The sequence below is a fragment of the Bradyrhizobium sp. genome (assembly GCF_049512235.1).
Lineage (GTDB): Bacteria > Pseudomonadota > Alphaproteobacteria > Rhizobiales > Xanthobacteraceae > Bradyrhizobium.
This window is the reverse complement of sequence record NZ_JBEKXH010000149.1, coordinates 1-17,528: the sequence shown is the minus strand read 5'-3', so window position 1 is coordinate 17,528 and position 17,528 is coordinate 1. Positions and strand designations below refer to the sequence as shown.

13 protein-coding genes and 1 pseudogene are annotated in these 17,528 nt (G+C 62.0%); 5 read left to right on the top strand and 9 right to left on the bottom strand.

What is annotated here, in order from left to right; translation table 11 throughout:
• The 6 genes from ABSG20_RS15705 to ABSG20_RS15680 all read right to left on the bottom strand — a co-directional run.
• Positions 1-484 (bottom strand): hypothetical protein (locus ABSG20_RS15705; protein ID WP_423865423.1); only part of this gene is annotated, 484 nt, incomplete at its 3' end.
• A 104-nt stretch (positions 485-588) separates the two neighbouring features.
• Complete coding sequence (locus ABSG20_RS15700) at positions 589-2,808, bottom strand: glycoside hydrolase family 6 protein (protein ID WP_423865422.1); 2,220 nt, start codon at positions 2,806-2,808, stop codon at positions 589-591.
• A gap of 559 nt (positions 2,809-3,367) precedes the next feature.
• Positions 3,368-4,675, bottom strand: a complete 1,308-nt coding sequence (gene oxlT, locus ABSG20_RS15695; RefSeq protein WP_423865421.1) for an oxalate/formate MFS antiporter — start codon at positions 4,673-4,675, stop codon at positions 3,368-3,370.
• A gap of 352 nt (positions 4,676-5,027) precedes the next feature.
• Positions 5,028-6,305: a formyl-CoA transferase gene (gene frc / locus ABSG20_RS15690; RefSeq protein WP_423865420.1), complete on the bottom strand. Its 1,278-nt coding sequence runs from the start codon at positions 6,303-6,305 to the stop codon at positions 5,028-5,030.
• A gap of 149 nt (positions 6,306-6,454) precedes the next feature.
• Positions 6,455-8,191: an oxalyl-CoA decarboxylase gene (gene oxc, locus ABSG20_RS15685; protein ID WP_423865419.1), complete on the bottom strand. Its 1,737-nt coding sequence runs from the start codon at positions 8,189-8,191 to the stop codon at positions 6,455-6,457.
• Positions 8,192-8,271: 80 nt separating this feature from the next.
• Entirely contained in the window at positions 8,272-8,964 is a 693-nt protein-coding gene (locus ABSG20_RS15680) for a GntR family transcriptional regulator (RefSeq protein ID WP_423865418.1), read from the bottom strand.
• Positions 8,965-9,300: 336 nt separating this feature from the next.
• Between ABSG20_RS15680 and ABSG20_RS15675 the strand changes: the two genes are divergently transcribed.
• Together ABSG20_RS15675 and ABSG20_RS15670 are read left to right on the top strand one after the other, a co-directional pair.
• The gene (locus tag ABSG20_RS15675; RefSeq protein WP_423865417.1) at positions 9,301-11,460 is read left to right on the top strand and encodes an acetate--CoA ligase family protein; all 2,160 of its coding nucleotides are present in this window, start codon (positions 9,301-9,303) and stop codon (positions 11,458-11,460) included.
• A gap of 402 nt (positions 11,461-11,862) precedes the next feature.
• Positions 11,863-13,314 (top strand): adenylate/guanylate cyclase domain-containing protein, encoded by a 1,452-nt coding sequence (locus tag ABSG20_RS15670; RefSeq protein WP_423865416.1) that lies wholly within the window; start codon positions 11,863-11,865, stop codon positions 13,312-13,314.
• A gap of 155 nt (positions 13,315-13,469) precedes the next feature.
• Here the strand turns inward: ABSG20_RS15670 and ABSG20_RS15665 are convergent.
• The 3 genes and pseudogenes from ABSG20_RS15665 to ABSG20_RS15655 all read right to left on the bottom strand — a co-directional run.
• Positions 13,470-13,679, bottom strand: a pseudogene (locus ABSG20_RS15665) (VanZ family protein); the annotation flags it as partial.
• A gap of 102 nt (positions 13,680-13,781) precedes the next feature.
• The gene (locus tag ABSG20_RS15660; RefSeq protein ID WP_423865415.1) at positions 13,782-14,399 is read right to left on the bottom strand and encodes a thiamine pyrophosphate-dependent enzyme; all 618 of its coding nucleotides are present in this window, start codon (positions 14,397-14,399) and stop codon (positions 13,782-13,784) included.
• Positions 14,396-14,968, bottom strand: coding sequence for a thiamine pyrophosphate-binding protein (locus ABSG20_RS15655; RefSeq protein ID WP_423865414.1), 573 nt, complete (start codon positions 14,966-14,968; stop codon positions 14,396-14,398). The genes ABSG20_RS15660 and ABSG20_RS15655 overlap by 4 nt, the downstream gene beginning before the upstream one ends.
• A gap of 182 nt (positions 14,969-15,150) precedes the next feature.
• Here ABSG20_RS15655 and ABSG20_RS15650 point away from each other — a divergent pair, with 182 nt between their 5' ends.
• From ABSG20_RS15650 to ABSG20_RS15640, 3 genes are all read left to right on the top strand, one after another.
• Complete coding sequence (locus ABSG20_RS15650; protein WP_423865413.1) at positions 15,151-16,200, top strand: hydroxyacid dehydrogenase; 1,050 nt, start codon at positions 15,151-15,153, stop codon at positions 16,198-16,200.
• Positions 16,201-16,686: 486 nt separating this feature from the next.
• Complete coding sequence (locus tag ABSG20_RS15645) at positions 16,687-16,899, top strand: hypothetical protein (RefSeq protein WP_423865424.1); 213 nt, start codon at positions 16,687-16,689, stop codon at positions 16,897-16,899.
• A gap of 131 nt (positions 16,900-17,030) precedes the next feature.
• Positions 17,031-17,528, top strand: a 498-nt coding sequence (locus ABSG20_RS15640; protein ID WP_423865412.1) for an acyclic terpene utilization AtuA family protein, incomplete at its 3' end; no start/stop codon positions are given.

The window sequence follows — 17,528 nt, the reverse complement described above, 5'->3', positions numbered from 1 at the left end:
CCCAGTACTTGACGCCATAGCCTTTTGTCTTGGCATAAGTGACCCACGCCGCCGCAAGGGCCGGTGTCCCACCGCCAACGCCTGTGGGGCCGGAGCCGTAGTTCACGGTGATGATCGGGGTGGTGCCGGTACTCTTGACCACCCCCATGAAGGCATCGAAGGTATTGTTGGGATTGGCGAACCCGCCCTGGTTCGGAACGATCGAATTGGTCTGCCAGTTATAATCGTCCGAGGTCGAGCCGCCGGGATAACGGATCGCGCTGATGCCGGCATTGGTCAACAGACCCGGCACCGCGGCATCGAGCAGGTTGCCGTCCCAGACCGCGCTGTTGATGCCGAACGCGAGGGCGGGGATGGTGCTCAATGCCGTCCCCGCCGTGATCTGGACCGTCGAGGTGGTCTGCGCGGATCCCGGCGACGTCAGAAAAACTGTCGCGAGAAACAAAAAACCTGAACCGATCGATAGGGCGTGGGGCGCTGGCATTTGTGCTTATCCTTGTTATTGATGTTACCGATGCAACACTCCGAAATACGACTGCCGGTGGCCCGCGACCATGCCGGCGATAGCCTGGTCGCGAGCCGTTTTTATTAGAAGATGCCGGACTGACTAAAGGTAGAGCCTCCCGCCGTATAGGTGAGGGACCAGCTGTCGGTGGTGGCGAGATGCTGGGTGCCGTTGCCGCCGATTTGCGCGGCGAAGGTGCCGCCGCCGTTGATGGTCAGGCCGGGCGGGGACGTGAAGGTGTAGACGATCGAAGCGCCGCTAGTATGGGTTCCGACAATATTGGTCGTGAAGGTGTTGTACAAGTTGCTGAAGACCGCGTTGACCGCAGGCACCGTGATCGTCAGCGCCAGGTTCGTGATCGGAACGCTGGTCGAAAGCACGACGTCGTCCTCATCGAACCACGGACCAACCGTACCCGCCTTGCCGGTGAAAGTTGCCGGTCCTGCGCCGGTCCCGCCGCCAGTCGAACCGCCGCCAGTACCGCCGCCTCCGCTCTGAGCCGCGGTCACGGTGAGGCCGAGCGCCGTGGTCGCGCTTAAGCTGCCGCTGGTCCCGGTGATGGTTACATTGCTGGTACCCGGGGTCGCCGATGTGCCGGCGAGGAGCGTCACGGTCGTGGAGGTCGCGGATGACACTGGGTTCAACGAGGCGGTAACGTTGCCGGGCAGGCCGCTCGTCCCGAAGGCGACAGCGGCGTTGAACCCGCCGGCGGGGGTAACCTTGACCGCGGCGGTGCCGCTGGCGCCCTGGGTCACCGACACAGTGGTGGGCGCTGCCGACAGCGTGAAACTCGGTGAAGGCGGCGGGGTGCCGCCGCCGCCAGCCCCGCCCGGGACAACTGGCAACGCGTTCTGGACCAGCATGGTGAACTCGGCAGGGAAGAATTTGCCGGCGGATGGCGGGTTCGGCAGCGAACCGGTCAAGGTGTTGTTGGCGAGCGCATTAGAGTGCGCAGGGTCGCAATTTTCGTCGGCGTTGCCGCTGATGAAGGCGGTGCTGGTGGCATAGGTGCCGTCCGACTCTCCCGGCGGCTTGATCCAGACAAAGGCCTCAAGCTGCGGGAAAAATCCTGGGCTGGTCGTCGGGCTTGCCGTCGGTGGCGTGCCAAGTCCGGCGTTGCTCTGGTTGCACCATTGTCCCCGGGCATTGCGTTGGTCGATCTTGGTCGCATTGACGAATGTATTCAGGTCGGTGCTCGTGCTGGGACCGGTGGGCCGGTTGCTTGCTCCCCAGCCATTGCGCGAGGTATCGATCAGGAAGCCGATGCTGGCCGGAAAACCCGCATTGACGAAGGACGAGTACAAGGATGCATCATAGTCGGCCTCGTCGATATCGGGATTGAACTGGTAGAAGTTGGCCGACAAAACCTGATTGCCGCTAATTGATTCGGTGGCGGTCATGAACGGCTCTTTGGTCGGGGTGTAGTTGGCCGTATCGCTGATAAATCCATCGATCGAATTGAGGCCGGCGGTAGTGGCATGGACCACCCCTGTATAGAAGGTGACGGCCGGTGTCATGTTCGATGGCCAGCCCAGCCAGGCCGAGTGTCCGATATCGAGGTATTGATAGACGTTCGTCAGGGTGTGGAACTGGTTGACCGCAAACTGAATGCCCTGCACATAGACGCCGTTGAGCGACGCGGATCCGCTCTGTCCGCCGTTGGCGGCGACGCAATTCGGGATCGAGAAGCTCAGACCGGTGTTGGTGACCATATTCGGCAGCGAGTCCGGCTCGATCACCAGGACAAAGCGAACATTCGGGTTGCTCGCGAAGGGCTGCAGGATGTTGAAGATCGGAGTGATGTAATTCTGCTCGTATGTTTGGATGCCGGTCAGCGGCTGCGTCGGCGGATTGGGCGCGATGCTGATTTCGCCGTTTGAGGCGAGGGCGGCACAGTCGCGCTGGGGCAGATCGTAAATGACGAGTGTGATGACGACAGGCTCGGTACCTGTTTGCTGTTTCAGCGCCGCGGCAATGTGCTGTGCAAGGCTAAGCCGGCCGTTGTTGGCTGAACCACCGGCAATGGCTGCCATGCTGTCGATCCAGACTGCCGTCGGATAGCCCGCCACGGTCGCCATCTGAGCCTTGAGCTGCGCGTTGCTGGTCTGCGCGATGACCGCGGCAACCTCATTGGCGTAGTCCGGATTGACATACTGAGTCGCGCCAACGAAGGGATTGGCCACGTGTTGCGCGAACGCGTTCGATCCGACAAGGGCCAAAGGCAGCGCCAGAAGCGCTTTGCAGCATCCGCGCAGCAGGCGCGCGCGCGTACTCTCACGAACAGGCTTGAAGTATTGAAACATGTTTTTAGTCCCCTTTGTTGAGGTTGCTTGGATTCACCAGATCGATTTTCGGTGCCGTAATTCGTCGGCACATTACGGCGCGACGCAGGTTCCCTGGGTCGACGGAGCAAGCGCGCTGTGGAGATCAACCGAGGCAGCGGCAAAAGCGTCGCTGGCGCCGAACCACGCCGAAGCTTTAGGTGCGCCACGATGCGATTGGCATCGAAGCCTCCTTTTTTGTTGAGTTGATTTCAACGCGGACAACATGTACGAACGCGGGACGGCATACAGCCTAAAATTGCTCACTTTCAAAATAATATTAGAAATTGCATGCATAAGATGTGTGCAGTTCCTTGCTCAAAGAATCCCACGGCCCGGCGGAACCGCCTTTGTCGCCGTCATGAATTGAGCAGATCGGCCGGATCAATCGCCGTCGGCATCAGGCGCAGCGGCCCGCGAGGTCCTGCCGCGGAACAATGCGCTTAGCGGTCAGACGAGCGCGCGCCTGGCACGGCGATCCCGATGCAAAAGATAGAGGCGCACCAGCATGCGCCTCTATTGATGCAAACGTATGACGCGATCAGGCGATTTTGGCGTCGTGCACGCTGGCATCCGCGATGGCTTCGTTGCCCAGGATAAAACTGCGCCGCATCGGTTTGATCACGAACAGCGCCAGCAACGCGGCGGTCGCGTTAAGCGCCACCGCGATCACGAACACGGCCTGCCAGCCATAACTGGACGCAACAAGGCTCGCCAGCGGCACCAGCAGGGAGGCCGTGCCTTTGGCCGTGTACAGCATGCCGTTATTGGTGGTGGCGTATTTGACGCCGAACGTATCGCCGCTGGTGGCGGGGAACAGGCTGTAGATCTCGCCGAACACGCCGAAATACACCGCCGTTGCCAGCACGAACACGACCGGGATGTGACCGTACACCGACAGCGTCAGCAGCATCAGCGCGGCGGTCGCGAAGGCGATGAACATGGTGTGTTCGCGGCCGATATGGTCGGAGACCCAGCCGAAGAACGGCCGGCCGAAGCCGTCGAAGATCCGGTCGAGAGAGATCGCGAGGGTCAAGGCGGCCATCTGGAAGCCGAGCAGGCCGACCGGCTCATTGGCGATCTTGAAGTCCTTGGCAATCGGGGCAACCTGCGCGGCGGTCATCAGCCCGCCGGCGGCGACCATCACGAACACCAGATACATCACCCAGAAGATCGGCGAGCGCAGCACCTGCGGCGGCATGAAGTCGATCTTGGTCTGCGGCAAATTGAGCTGCTTCCTTTTCGCCGGCATGGCCTGCGACGGCTTGCGCAGGAAAAACGCGAGGATGAAGACGATCACGCCCTGCCCGATGCCGAAGGCGAAGAACGCGGCCTGGTAGCCGCTCGCCGCAATCATGTTGGCGATCGGCACCACGGTGATGGCAGCACCCGCACCGAAGCCGGCGGCGGTGGCGCCGGCGGCCAGGCCACGGCGGTCAGGAAACCACTTCAGCGCGTTTCCGACACATGTTCCGTACACCGAGCCGGCACCGATGCCGCCGATGATCGCGGCGATATAGAGCAGCACCAGCGAGTCTGCGCTCGAGTTCATCACCCAGGCGATGGTGATCATGATCCCGCCAAACATGACCACCGTGCGCGGGCCGTATTTGTCGACAAACCACGCTTCGAGCGGGACCAGCCAGGTCTCCGTCACCACGAACAGTGTGAAGGCGAGCTGGATCGCGGCCCGGCCCCAGTGAAATTTCGCGTCGATCGGATCGACGAACAGCGTCCAGCCGTATTGCAGATTGGCGATCATCGCCATGCAGACGACGCCCATTGCCAACTGCAACCAGCGGAAGTAGGCAGCCTGCGGCGGCGCTGTTGCTCGTGCAGTGGCAGTCATGTTTCCTCCCCAGGCACGCAACCGTTGGACGAGCGTTACCGGTCAGGACGATTTTGGTATGTGATATGCCAGAGCGCAAGTCATTATTCCCGCAAAGGTGCATTGCCGGCTTATGCAATATGTCGCAGCACCCTCAAAGTGCGGGACGCCCGAGTGCTGCAACAGGTCAAAAAAAGACCCCGGGGAAAACGGGGTCAAGTCGGGGAGGTGCGGCCCCAACCCGGCTGCGGCGGAAATGTTCCGAGCGGTGTCAGGTATGCCAGATGCCAGCGGCAGCTCGCCGCTGGCCGGGGCCAAATAAAAGGGCCGTCACTCGCCCCTTCGGCCCTGACATGCATCGATGCGCGGCGGCCTATTCGGCGGCAACCTTGCGCGGCGGATCGAGTGCGCCGGAATCGTGGATCTCCGCGACCTGGTGGTCGGAGAAGCCGAGCACCTGCCGCAGGATTTCATCGGTATGTTCGCCGAGCAGCGGCGAACGCGTCACATTGGTCGGACTGTCCGACAACTTGACGGGATTGCCGACCGACAGGTATTTGCCGCGCTCGGGATGATCGACCTCGACCACGGTGCCGGTCGCGCGCAGCGATTGATCCTCGGCCAGTTCCTTCATCGACAGGATCGGACCGCAGGGAATGTCGTCCTTGTTGAGAATATCCATGGCCTCGAACTTGGTCTTGGTCATGGTCCATTGTTCGATGCGCGCGAAGATTTCATTGAGGCGCGTCAGCCGCGCAGCCGGCTTGGTGTAATCGGGATGGGTCTTCCAGCCGGGCTCGCCGATCACGTCGCAAATTTTCTGCCACACCGGCGCCTGGGTGATGAAGTAGATGTAGGCATTGGGATCGGTCTCCCAGCCCTTGCACTTCAGGATCCGGCCGGGCTGACCGCCGCCGGAATCATTGCCGGCGCGCGGCACCGCGTCGCCAAATGGAATCCCTTCGCCGTATTGGCTGTACTCCTTGAGCGGGCCATAAGCGAGGCGCTGCTGATCGCGCAGCTTGACGCGCGCCAGATTCAGCACGCCGTCCTGCATCGCCGCAGTTACGCGCTGTCCCTGCCCGGTCGCAGTGCGCTGATAGAGCGCGGCGACGATGCCGAGCGCCAGATGCAGGCCGGTACCGCTGTCGCCGATCTGGGCGCCGGTGACCAGCGGCAGTCCGTCGCGAAAGCCCGTGGTCGATGCCGCGCCGCCGGTGCATTGCGCGACGTTCTCATAGACCTTGCAGTCTTCGTAAGGCCCCGGGCCGAAACCCTTGATCGAGGCCACGATCATTTTCGGATTGATGCTGTGAATCTTCTCCCAGGGAAATCCCATGCGATCGAGCACGCCGGGCCCGAAATTCTCCACCAGTACGTCGCATTTCCGGATCAGCGCGGCGAGGACTTCCTTGCCCTTCGGGTTTTTGGTGTCGAGCGTGATCGAACGCTTGTTGTGGTTGAGCATGGTGAAATACAGGCTGTCGACGTTGGGAATGTCCTGCAATTGACCGCGCGTGATATCGCCGACGCCGGGGCGCTCGACCTTGATCACGTCGGCGCCGAACCACGCCAGCAATTGCGTGCAGGTTGGTCCGGACTGGACGTGGGTGAAATCGAGAATTCGAACGCCTTGCAGCGCCTTGGTCATAGGGTCTCTCCTTGAGATGGGCTGTCGTCGATCCCGCAACAGCGGGGAAGACGGTAATCACTTCTGTTCTGTCGGGCGCGGCCTTCCTGGCGCGATAGCTTGGTTGATGTGATGCCCCGCCTGCGCAATTACGCGAACGGGTTTGCCCGTCACTTCTTGCGAAGCTTGCTTTGCGGGTTGAGGTTACCAATTCGGCCGCTCTCGCTGCCGGCCGCCGGGTCGATCGCGGCGTTGATGAGGGTGGGCCTGCCTGAATCGATGGCCGCGTCGACGGCGCGCTTGAGTTCGTCCGGCGTCGTCGCGTGGACGCCTGTGCCGCCGAACGCCTCCATCATCTTGTCGTAGCGCGAGTCCCTGACGAACACCGTCGTCGCGACATCCGGGCCGCCCGTTGGATTGACGTCGGTGCCGCGGTAGATGCCGTTATTGTTGAAGATCACGATGCAGACCGGCAGATTGTAGCGGCAGATCGTCTCCACTTCCATGCCCGAGAAACCGAACGCGCTGTCGCCTTCGACTGCGAGCACGGGCTTGCCGGTCTCGATCGCGGCGGCGATGGCGTAGCCCATGCCGATGCCCATCACCCCCCAGGTGCCGACATCAAGCCGCTGGCGCGGCCGATACATGTCGATGACGCCGCGCGCGAGATCGAGCGTATTGGCGCCTTCGTTGACAAGGATGACATCCGGCCGCTCTTTTACCACGGTCCGCAGTGCACCGAGCGCGCCGTGGTAGTCCATCGGCGAGGCATTGTTCATCAGTCGCGGCGCCATCTTGGCGACGTTCTCTTGCTTCTTTGCCTTGACGGCGCCGACCCAGTCAGCCGGCGCGGTCGCCCAGTGAAGGTCGATGCCGTCAAGCAGGGCCGATACGCAGGAGCCGATGTCGCCGACCACGGGAGCCACGATCTCGACGTTGGAGTCCATTTCCCTGGGCTCGATGTCGATCTGGATGAACTTCTTCGGCGCCTCGCCCCAGCTCTTGCCCTTGCCGTGCGACAACAGCCAGTTGAGGCGCGCGCCGATCAGCATCACGACGTCGGCGTCCTTCAGAACCGTCGAACGCGCCGCCCCTGCGCATAGCGGGTGGGTGTCGGGCAACAGGCCCTTGGCCATGCTCATGGGCAGGAACGGAACGCCGGTCTTTTCGACCAGATCGCGAATCGTTTCATCGGCCTGGGCATAGGCGGCGCCCTTGCCGAGGATGATCAGCGGACGTTTTGCCTTTTTCAGGACATCGAGCGCACGCTTGACCGCACCCGGCGCGGGGATTTGCGCCGGCGCCGGGTCGATCACCTTGACCAGCGATTTCGCACCAGCCTCCGCGTCCATTACCTGCGAGAAAAGTTTGGCCGGCAAATCGAGGTAGACGCCGCCGGGACGACCGGACACGGCCGCACGGATCGCCCGGGCAAGCCCGATGCCGATGTCGGCGGCGTGCAGCACACGGAACGCCGTCTTGCACAGCGGCTTGGCGATGGCCAGCTGGTCCATCTCCTCATAGTCGCCCTGCTGCAGGTCGACGATCTCGCGCTCGGAGGAGCCTGAGATCAGGATCATCGGGAAGCAGTTGGTGGTGGCGTTGGCCAGTGCCGTCAGGCCGTTGAGAAAGCCCGGTGCCGATACCGTAAGGCAGACGCCGGGTTTTTTGGTCAGGAAGCCAGCGATTGCCGCGGCGTTGCCGGCGTTCTGTTCGTGCCGGAACGAGATGACGCGGATGCCGGCGGCTTGCGCCATCCGGCCGAGGTCGGTGATCGGGATGCCGGGCACTCCATAGATCGTGTTGATGCCGTTGAGCTTGAGCGCATCGATGACGAGATGGAAGCCGTCCGTCAGTTCCTGCCGGACTTCGGCCGTATTTGCATCGGCGGCTGCTGTTTTCAGCATCGGTCGTCTCCCTGATCGTTCCCTGCGGACGAGTTCGTCGTCTTCTAAGTTGCCGCCCGACGCGAAAGGCTGCGGCCGATCTAAAAGAGTTCCTGGCCGTGGGTTTCCACATACGCGGCAAGGCCAAGCGTGTGATCGCGGGCGCGCTTTTCCGCGAGCTCGGTGTCGCGCGCTTCGAGTGCTTCGATGATCGCCAAATGTTCAGGCAGCGACACCGCGGTGCGGTCCACGCGCCCGATCGTGAGTTGCCGGTAGCCGCGAACGTGCAGCAGGATATCGTTGGTCATTTCGACCAGCACCGGCGACTCGCTGAGCGAGATCAGCGCCTGGTGAAAGGCGATGTTGGCCTTGGAATATTCCTCGATGTGATCCTGCGGCAGGCGATCCTTGCCAAAATTCTTGAAAAAGTCGCGCAACGCCGAGATGTCCTTTTTGCGCGCGGTGGTCGTGATCAACCGCGCCGCCATGCTCTCGAGCGCGGCCCAGGCCCGGATCATGTCGACGATCTCGTTCTTGGTACGACGCACGACAACGATGCCACGACGCGGCACGGTCTTGACAAAGCCGTCCTGCTCCAGCATCGCGATCGCCTCACGGATCGGGGTGCGGCTGACGCCGAGGCGCTCCGACAAAGCGCGCTCGTCGAGCATGACCGGTTCCGGCGTCGCATAGATGTCCATTTTGAGGATTGCTTCCTTCAAGGCCTGATAGGCCTTGGTCTTGAAGCTGGCTTCCGGAGCAATTCGGACGATCGCAATTTCTGCCTCGGCCATGCTGGGCTGCCTTAGTTTGTTTTCGTGGGGCACGACTTATCTCATCCCGGGAGATGTGCTTATCACTGTCTTGAATTTTTGGCATACCAAATGCCAGCATGTCAAGTTACCCATATTTTCAGCACTTACACGCGGCCCCATGCCTTGACAACTTCGTTTCTGGCATACCAAATGCCATAACCGAGCCAATCAGTGGCGCCAAAAGGATGCCGTTGCGAACGCGGGCCCGCGCTTTCGATCACCGGAAAACACCGGTGAAGCGAGTGCGGGAAATCATGGACCCGATGCCAGCACGCGTCGCCGACGAATTGAAAACAGACGCCAGGGAGAAAGCCAATGTCAAATTCACCAACGTCCAGTTCACCAACGTCAAGTTCAATGGATGCGGTCCGCAAAATTCTCGATTCCGTCAAAGCGGAAAAACGCACCAGCCTGACGGCGCCGGAAGGCCGGCTGGTATGTGACGTCTACGGTATTCCGGTTCCCAGGGAAGGGGTAGCAAAATCTGCCAGCGAGGCGTCTGATATCGCGACCGAGATCGGCTTTCCGGTGGTCATGAAGATCGTGTCGCCGGATATCCTGCACAAGACCGAAGCCGGCGGCGTGATGGTAGGGGTGAAAACCGCAGGCGAGGTCGAGAAGAATTACGAAACCATTCTGACGAGCGCCCGGAACTACAAATCCGACGCCAGGATCGAAGGTATCCAGGTCCAGCAGATGCTGCGGGGCGGGCAGGAAGTCATCGTCGGCGCGGTCACCGACGGCTCGTTCGGCAAGCTCGTGGCCTTTGGCCTGGGCGGCGTGCTGGTCGAGGTTTTGAAAGACATCACCTTCCGCCTCGCGCCGGCGACCAAGCAGGACGCGCTCTCGATGCTGGACGGCATCCAGGCCCATGAGATGCTCAAGGGCGTGCGCGGCAGCGATCCGGCCAACCGCGATGCGATCGCCGATATCATCGTCAACGTCTCCAAGCTGATCACCGATTTTCCTGAAATTACCGAGATGGACCTCAATCCGGTATTCGCGACCAAAGACAGCGCTGTTGCCGCCGACGTGCGCATCGTGGTCGATTTCGCGCCGAAGCCGCCGCGTCCGCGTCCCAACCATGACGATATCGTGCGCCAGATGAACCGGATCATGAAGCCGAAGTCGGTTGCCGTCATCGGCGCGTCCGCCGAGAACGGCAAGATCGGCAATTCCGTGATGAAGAATCTCATCAATGGCGGTTACCAGGGCGAGATCTACCCGATCCATCCCAAGGCCCAGGAGATCATGGGCAAGAAGGTCTACAAGTCGGTCAAGGACATTCCCGGCGAAGTGGACATTGCGGTGTTTGCGATACCGGCAAGCCTGGTCGCTTCCGCGCTGATCGAATGCGGAGAGAAGAAGGTCGTCGGTGCCGTTCTGATTCCCTCGGGCTATGCCGAGACCGGCAACGTCAGGGGTCAGGAGGAAATCCAGGCGATCGGACAGAAATACGGCATCCGGCTGATGGGGCCGAACATCTACGGCTTCTACTATACGCCCGCCAATCTGTGCGCGACGTTCTGCACCGCCTACGACGTCAAGGGCAAGGCGGCGCTGTCGTCGCAATCCGGTGGCATCGGCATGGCGATCATCGGCTTCTCGCGCTCCGCCAGGATGGGCGTCTCCGCGATCGTCGGCCTCGGCAACAAGTCCGATATCGACGAGGACGATCTGTTGACGTTCTTCGAGCAGGACGACAACACCGAGATCATCGCCCAGCATTGCGAGGACCTGAAGGATGGCCGCGCCTTCGCCGAAGTCGCCAAACGCGTCTCCAGGAAAAAGCCGATCGTGGTCTTGAAGGCCGGCCGGACCTCGGCCGGCGCCAGAGCCGCAAGCTCGCACACCGGCGCGCTCGCGGGTAACGACAAGATTTACGAGGACGTTTTCAACCAGTCGGGCGTGATCCGCGCCCGATCGCTGCGCGACATGCTGGAATTCGCCCGCGGCATTCCGGTGCTGCCGACGCCGAAGGGCGAGAACGTCGTCATCATCACCGGGGCCGGCGGCTCGGGCGTGCTGCTGTCGGATGCCTGCATCGACAATAAGCTTTCGTTGATGTCGATCCCTGCCGATCTCGACGCGGCGTTCCGCAAGTTCATCCCGCCGTTCGGGGCCGCCGGCAACCCGGTCGATATCACCGGCGGCGAGCCGCCGATCACCTACGTCAACACCGTGAAGCTCGGGCTCGAAGACCCGCGCATCCACGCACTTATCCTGGGTTACTGGCACACCATCGTCACCCCGCCGATGGTGTTCGCGAGGAACATGGTCGAGGTGAAGAACGCGATGAAAGCCAAGGGCATCGAGAAACCGATCGTGGCCTCGCTCGCCGGCGATGTCGAGGTCGAGGAGGCCGCCGACTACCTCTACCAGAACGGCATCGTCGCCTACGCCTATTCGACCGAAATCCCGGTCGCGGTTTTGGGCGCCAAGTACAAATGGGCCCGCGGCGCGGGATTGCTGTGAGGGGAGTTCTGCAGGGTGGGCAAACCAAAGCCAGCGAGACGCGCGAATGCGCGCCCTCGATGGCGTGCCCACCATCTTTTCGCATCCAAAATGGTGGGCACGGCGCAAAGGGCGCCTTTGCCCACCCTACGCAATAGGCGTCATTCCGGTGCGATCCGGAATGAGAGCCAGCTCGGAGGATGGGTGGAGCGCAGCGATACCCATCAATCGCAGTTCGCGAAGTGGGCAGCCACGCTATCTTCTTCTCGCAGCCGCGCGCGGTTGCGAACGTCATCGAACAGGCTGCTCGCAATTAGGCCGCAAGAGAGTGGCCGCACCACGTCGATCTGGATATGCTCACCCCGCGATTCCGCGGTGGCCTGAACTCGCGGCGCGGCGTTGTCATAGGGGAGACACCGGAAGATGGTCAGCGCTGTCAATGAGCCATTGTTGGACGAACGTCTGGCCGCGCTTGAAGCAGCGAGGGCGTGGAGTCCGCGGCTGATATCAAAGCTCGAGAGTCACATTCGCACCGCGGACGATCTGGCTTTGTTCCGGATCAACGCCTTCAGCTTTGCCAGGGAGCGCCATCTAGCCGAGAACGAAATCATCGACCTGTTTCTTCATGCCACGGCGCTTGGCCTTTTCTCGATGGATTGGTCGCTGTACTGTCCGCGATGTTGCTGCGTGGTCGAGAGCTTCCGCAGCTTGAAGAGCCTGCACAATCACTATCACTGCGCGTTCTGCCAGGTCGGGTTTGACGCGGCGCTCGATGAATATATCGCGGTCGCGTTCACCGTCAGTCCGAATATCCGCAAGCTAGCGTTTCATGATCCCGACCAACTCTCGGCCTGGGACAAGTTTTTCAAGACACTGAACACGGCCGATGGCCTGTTGCCCGATGGTCAGCCGCTGGTGAATGCCAAGGCGGCGATGGCGCGGTCGGTGACCTATCTGCCGCCGGGTGAGACCACCTCCATCGAGATCGAGGTCAGCGAAGGCAGTGTCGTCGGCACCTGTCCGCTCGGAAGAGCCGCGATCATGGTCTCGATCGTCGGAGCGCCGGCTTCAGGCCCGCAGGTTGTGCCTGTCGCTTATGGCGATAAAGTGCACGTCCGCGAGGTGCACGAGATGGCGCCCGGCAAGATTGTTTTTACGCTCGCGAACAAGACCTCGGAGCGCGGCATGTTTGCCATCGCCGTGCGGCCGCCTGGTTTCACCATGGGCGGCGCCCCCGTACATTTTGTTCCGTTTCTCAACGGCAAACGTCTTTTGACCACGCAGGCCTTTCGCGATCTGTTCCGCTCCGAGGTCATCAAGGCGCGGGAGGGAATTGGGGTCAAGGACATCACGCTTCTCTTCACGGATCTCAAAGGGTCGACCGCACTCTATGACCGCATCGGCGACCTCAATGCCTTCGCCCTGGTCCAGCGGCATTTCGATCTGCTGCAGGGCGTCGTGGTTCGCCACCATGGCGCGATCATCAAGACCATTGGCGATGCCGTCATGGCCACGTTCCTGGAACCTGCCGACGCGGTCGCCGCGGCTCTTTCGATGCGGAACGAGATCGATACGTTCAACGGCACGCAGGCTGACCGTGCTCTCATTCTCAAGATCGGGATTCATAAAGGCGCGGCGATTGCGGTAACATTGAACGAACGGCTCGATTATTTCGGCCAGACGGTCAACATTGCGGCGCGCGTGCAGCACCTCGCGGATGCGGAAGAGATTTTTGTTTCCGAGGATGTCTATTCGGCCGAAGGCGTGCACGCGCTGCTTGCTTCCCGGGAAGTCGTATCAGGCGTCTTCAAGCTCAAGGGCGTTCAGCAGGACCTGCGCGTGTTCCGTATCACCAAGGACCAGGCGGCTTTTTGAGCTGAGCCCGATCTGGCCAGCCTCCCCAGCCGGCCCTGGCAATTCCAGGCATCATGACGGATCGGGGTATCACGTCGTTGTCGCGCTCAAGCGCAGCCGCTGCACGGCCCGATCCAGTCCCGCGATGACGGCGAGGCCGAGAGAGGCGGTCAGCGCAGCCCAATGGCGACAACCGCGGTCGCCGAAGTGATCAGCCGGTGCTTGGGATAGGCCAGGCCGAAGGCCAGCCCGACCAGAACGAACGCCAGCGCATGCTCGCCGTCCTGACCGAGATTGGAGTGCGGCCGATAGCGCGGCGGGCCCAGGGTTGCAAATGTCACGGCGCCGGCCAGAAGCCAGGCGAATATTCTGAGGATGATGATCATCGCGCTGAGATAACAGGATTCGTCGATGGTATCCTCGTCACGATCGCTTGTGATGATCATGTGGTTAACGGACGATCGCAGCCCGCGGGGGAGGCCTGTGGCTCACAGCGGTTCGCGCACGCCGAGGCCGAGCATGAAACGCTCCCGGATCTGCACGGGATCCCTGCGGGTTGCTCCGACCCCGGCTTTGTCGTCGATGCGGACCCCGATCAGGGTCGGTCCGGAGGCGGACAGCGACCGATCGACCAGCCGCTCAAAATCTTCTTCGTCGGCCGCCCAGGCACTGTTGGAAAGTCCACATCCGACGGCGATCGCGACCATATCCGACACGCCCGCGGCGGGGGTCGGTTGCGCGCCGGTGATCTGGTAGATGCCGTTATCCATCACGATCATGTGCAGGTTTGGCGGCTTGAGCGCGGCGATGGTCGAAAGGCAGCCCATTTGCATCAAGAGCGAGCCATCTCCCTCGAGCGCAAAAACGCCGCGCTTCGGCTGCGCCAGCGCGACGCCGAGCGCGATCGGGAAGGCGAGGCCCATGCTGCCCAGCATGTAGAAATTCTGCGGCCGGTGGCCGGCGGCCCACAGGTCGAAATTGGTGTTGCCGATTCCGCCGATCACGGCTTCCTCACGCTTCAGCTTTGCAAGAAGGCGCGAGGTGAGATCGAACCGGTTCATCACCTTGGTGTTGCGAGTGGTCGCCGGGCTCATGGCATCGCTCATTTCTCGAATACCTTGCCGCCGGTCAAGAGCGGCGACAGGATCAGCGCCACCGGCGCCTGCGTGGCGATGGCCTGCTTGATCGATCGATCGACGATGAACTCGAGCTCATCGAGCCGGGTCGCGGTGTGGTGCTCCATCGCCAGGGAGTCGAGTACGGGGCGCATGGTGCGGCAGACCAGCGATTGTCCGTAATTGAATTCGCCGAGCGTTCCGCGCTCCGACACGAGCATGATCAGTGGGATCTGGTAAGGGACCGCCAGCGATGCCAGCACGTTTGCCAGCGTCGCAAAGCCGGAAGTCTGCATCAGCACCGCGCCGCGCACGCCGCCCATCCACGCGCCGGAGACGATGCCGACCGCTTCCTCCTCGCGCGCGGTCGGGAAGGTCAGGAAGAACGGATCGGCGTGGAGAGTCCTGATCAGCGTCGTCAGCACGCGGTCGGGAACATAGGGCACCAGGCGGATGTCGTTCTGCTTCAGCGTTTGCAGCACGACCTCGTGCCAGATCTTTTCGTGAGAAGCCTTTTCGTCCAAGGCCTTGGGCGAGATTTTTCCCTCGGCAGCGGCCATCGATTGCTCCCGTGTTCGCGACGGTTTTCGTTCGCGATGTTGATCGCGGCCGCCTTGTCGAGGCGCCGAAACTTGACGTGATCCGCCGGATTGTCAACATGTCCCGATCGTACCCGCGATCTGCAGCGGGTGGCGATACAGCCGGGCGGCTGCCGTGCAATAAGGCAACAACAAGAATAAACATGTCCGCCAACAACAAGCGCGTATTCTACGTCAAGTATCTCGCCCACGAGGTCTATGCCGACATCCTGCGGGCGCGGCCCGATGTGCGGCTCGACCGGCTCGAGAACGAAAGCGCCGAGGAAATTGCGAGCCCGATCCTGGCGGCCGCGCACGCCTATCAGATCGGTGCGGCGCGCGACGAACTGGCCAGGCATTTTCATGCCGATGCGGACCTTTTGGCCCGCGCGCCGAACCTGCTGATCGTCTCCAGCAATGGCGCGGGCTACGATCCCGTCGACGTCGAAGCCTGCACGGCGGCCGGCGTGCTGGTCGTCAATCAGTCCGGAGGCAACGCCCACTCCGTGGCCGAACACGCGCTGGGGATGATGCTCACGCTGTCGAAGCGCATCCTCGAGGCGGATCGTGCGCTTCGGCGCGAGGCCAACGTGAACCGCAACGCCCTCATCGGCACCGAGGCGCAGGGCCGCACCATCGGCATCGTCGGGCTTGGACATGTCGGCCGTCGCATTGCCGAACTCTGCAGGGGCCTTCTTGGCATGAAGGTGCTGGCCTATGATCCCTATCTTTCGGCGGCTGAAATGGCCGCGCGCGGGGCGGAAAAGGTCGAACTCGACGATCTGTTGCGCCGCTCCGACTACGTGTCGATCAATTGCCCTTTGACCAGGGAAAGCCGCGGCATGATCGGGGCGCGCGAATTCGCGTCCATGCAGCCGCATGCCTATTTTATCACCACGGCAAGGGGCTTTATTCACGACGAAGCCGCCCTGGTCGAGGCGCTGCGCGAAAGGCGCATCGCCGGCGCCGGCATCGATGTCTGGTCCAAGGAGCCGCCGCCGCCGGACCATCCGCTGCTGCAGTTCGACAACGTGCTGGCGAGCCCCCATACCGCCGGCGTGACCCGGGAAGCGCGGGCCAACATGGGCAGGATCGCTGCCGAACAAATGCTCGAGGCGCTCGACGGCAAGCGGCCAGCGCGCGTCGTCAACCCCGAGGTATGGCCGGGCTACGCGGGACGTTTCGAGCGGACCTTCGGGTTCGCGCCGGGCTAGCGTTCGGCCGTCTGGCGGCGGGTTGGCCGTCGTACGGAATTACCGCGGAGAAGATTTCGGCCGTTGCCGAGGCAAGATCGGCAAAGAATCCGCTGTGGATCGACACCCGGACGATGCAGGCGTTGCTATTTTTGCCGTCCCCTCGACATGCCTCCCGCGCGGGGTCAAATCGGGTGGGTGCGCGCTTGTCCGCGGGACCATCTGTTCCGCCGGCGCCGAAGGGAACTCCGCGATGCGAAAGTTGCGCTTCTTGCCGTCCCGGATCGGGCGCCGCCTTGCCCAGATCGTCGCTATCGCGGCGGCCAGCCTGCCGGCTGCCGGAGCCTAGGCCGCCCACGGGCGTTGGGCGGGAGGCCTCGGCCGAGCTCGGGCCGAGGGTGGGTGATGCAGATAAGGCGGACAGGCTTTGATATCGATCAAGCCAGTCGTTTCATGATAAGGTCAAATCGATCGATCTCTGGCGCTACATCGGCAGCAGGAGCCTCCATGTCTCGATTTGTCGTCCGCTTTATGAAGAACGTGCTCGGCGAAAACGGCCGGGAGCTGGAAATTTGCCAGAGTGCGCTCGAGGTTGAAGCCTCAAATGAGGGCCAGGCGACCGAGCTTGCCAAGCGAATATTCTGCAAGGCAGAAGCCCTTTGCGAATGGTCGCTACATGCCGACAGAATTCAGGTCAAAGCGGCCGATTTTCCGTCCTGAACGTCTTCCTCACCGCAATGCTGACCTGCTTCGCGGACGCAGGCAGCACGGTCACACCAACAGCTGTCATCATGTAGATGGCCGGCGTGCTTTCAGGGGTATTCCCGCTGTAGGTCATTGGAGCGGCGGTCATGAAAGCCATCAGGATAGGCTCGGGAGCTGGATATTCGGGCGACCGAATCGAGCCCGCGGTTGAACTCGCAGAGAAGGGCGACATTCAGTACCTCGGCTTCGAATGCCTTGCCGAGCGTACCATCGCGCTGGCCCAGCAACAGAAGCTCGGGGATCCCGGAGCGGGATACGATCCGCTGCTGCAGCCACGCATGCGGGCCGTTCTCTCGATCTGCAAATCCCGGGGCATCAAGATCATCACCAATATGGGCGCCGCAAATCCGGCCGCCGCGGCGGCAAAAACCGCCGAGATAGCAAGACAGCTGGGACTCAAGGGATTGAAGGTCGCAGCCGTCATCGGCGACGACGTGCTGGACGCCTGCAAGCGCGGCAATTTTCCGTTTATGGAAATCGAAGGCCGCGTCGCCGACCTTGGCAACCGCATCCTGTCTGCCAACGCCTACCTCGGTGCTGGACCCATCGTGCAGGCCCTGGTCGCCGGTGCTGACGTGGTGATT

Coding starts and splice junctions, on each gene's coding strand:
- ABSG20_RS15650 (WP_423865413.1), top strand. CDS start 15,151: ATGTCCGCCAACAACAAGCGCGTATTCTACGTCAAGTATCTCGCCCAC.
- oxlT (WP_423865421.1), bottom strand. CDS start 4,675: ATGACTGCCACTGCACGAGCAACAGCGCCGCCGCAGGCTGCCTACTTC.
- ABSG20_RS15675 (WP_423865417.1), top strand. CDS start 9,301: ATGTCAAATTCACCAACGTCCAGTTCACCAACGTCAAGTTCAATGGAT.
- ABSG20_RS15660 (WP_423865415.1), bottom strand. CDS start 14,399: ATGAGCGATGCCATGAGCCCGGCGACCACTCGCAACACCAAGGTGATG.
- ABSG20_RS15680 (WP_423865418.1), bottom strand. CDS start 8,964: ATGGCCGAGGCAGAAATTGCGATCGTCCGAATTGCTCCGGAAGCCAGC.
- ABSG20_RS15655 (WP_423865414.1), bottom strand. CDS start 14,968: ATGGCCGCTGCCGAGGGAAAAATCTCGCCCAAGGCCTTGGACGAAAAG.
- oxc (WP_423865419.1), bottom strand. CDS start 8,191: ATGCTGAAAACAGCAGCCGCCGATGCAAATACGGCCGAAGTCCGGCAG.
- ABSG20_RS15700 (WP_423865422.1), bottom strand. CDS start 2,808: ATGTTTCAATACTTCAAGCCTGTTCGTGAGAGTACGCGCGCGCGCCTG.
- ABSG20_RS15670 (WP_423865416.1), top strand. CDS start 11,863: ATGGTCAGCGCTGTCAATGAGCCATTGTTGGACGAACGTCTGGCCGCG.
- ABSG20_RS15645 (WP_423865424.1), top strand. CDS start 16,687: ATGTCTCGATTTGTCGTCCGCTTTATGAAGAACGTGCTCGGCGAAAAC.
- frc (WP_423865420.1), bottom strand. CDS start 6,305: ATGACCAAGGCGCTGCAAGGCGTTCGAATTCTCGATTTCACCCACGTC.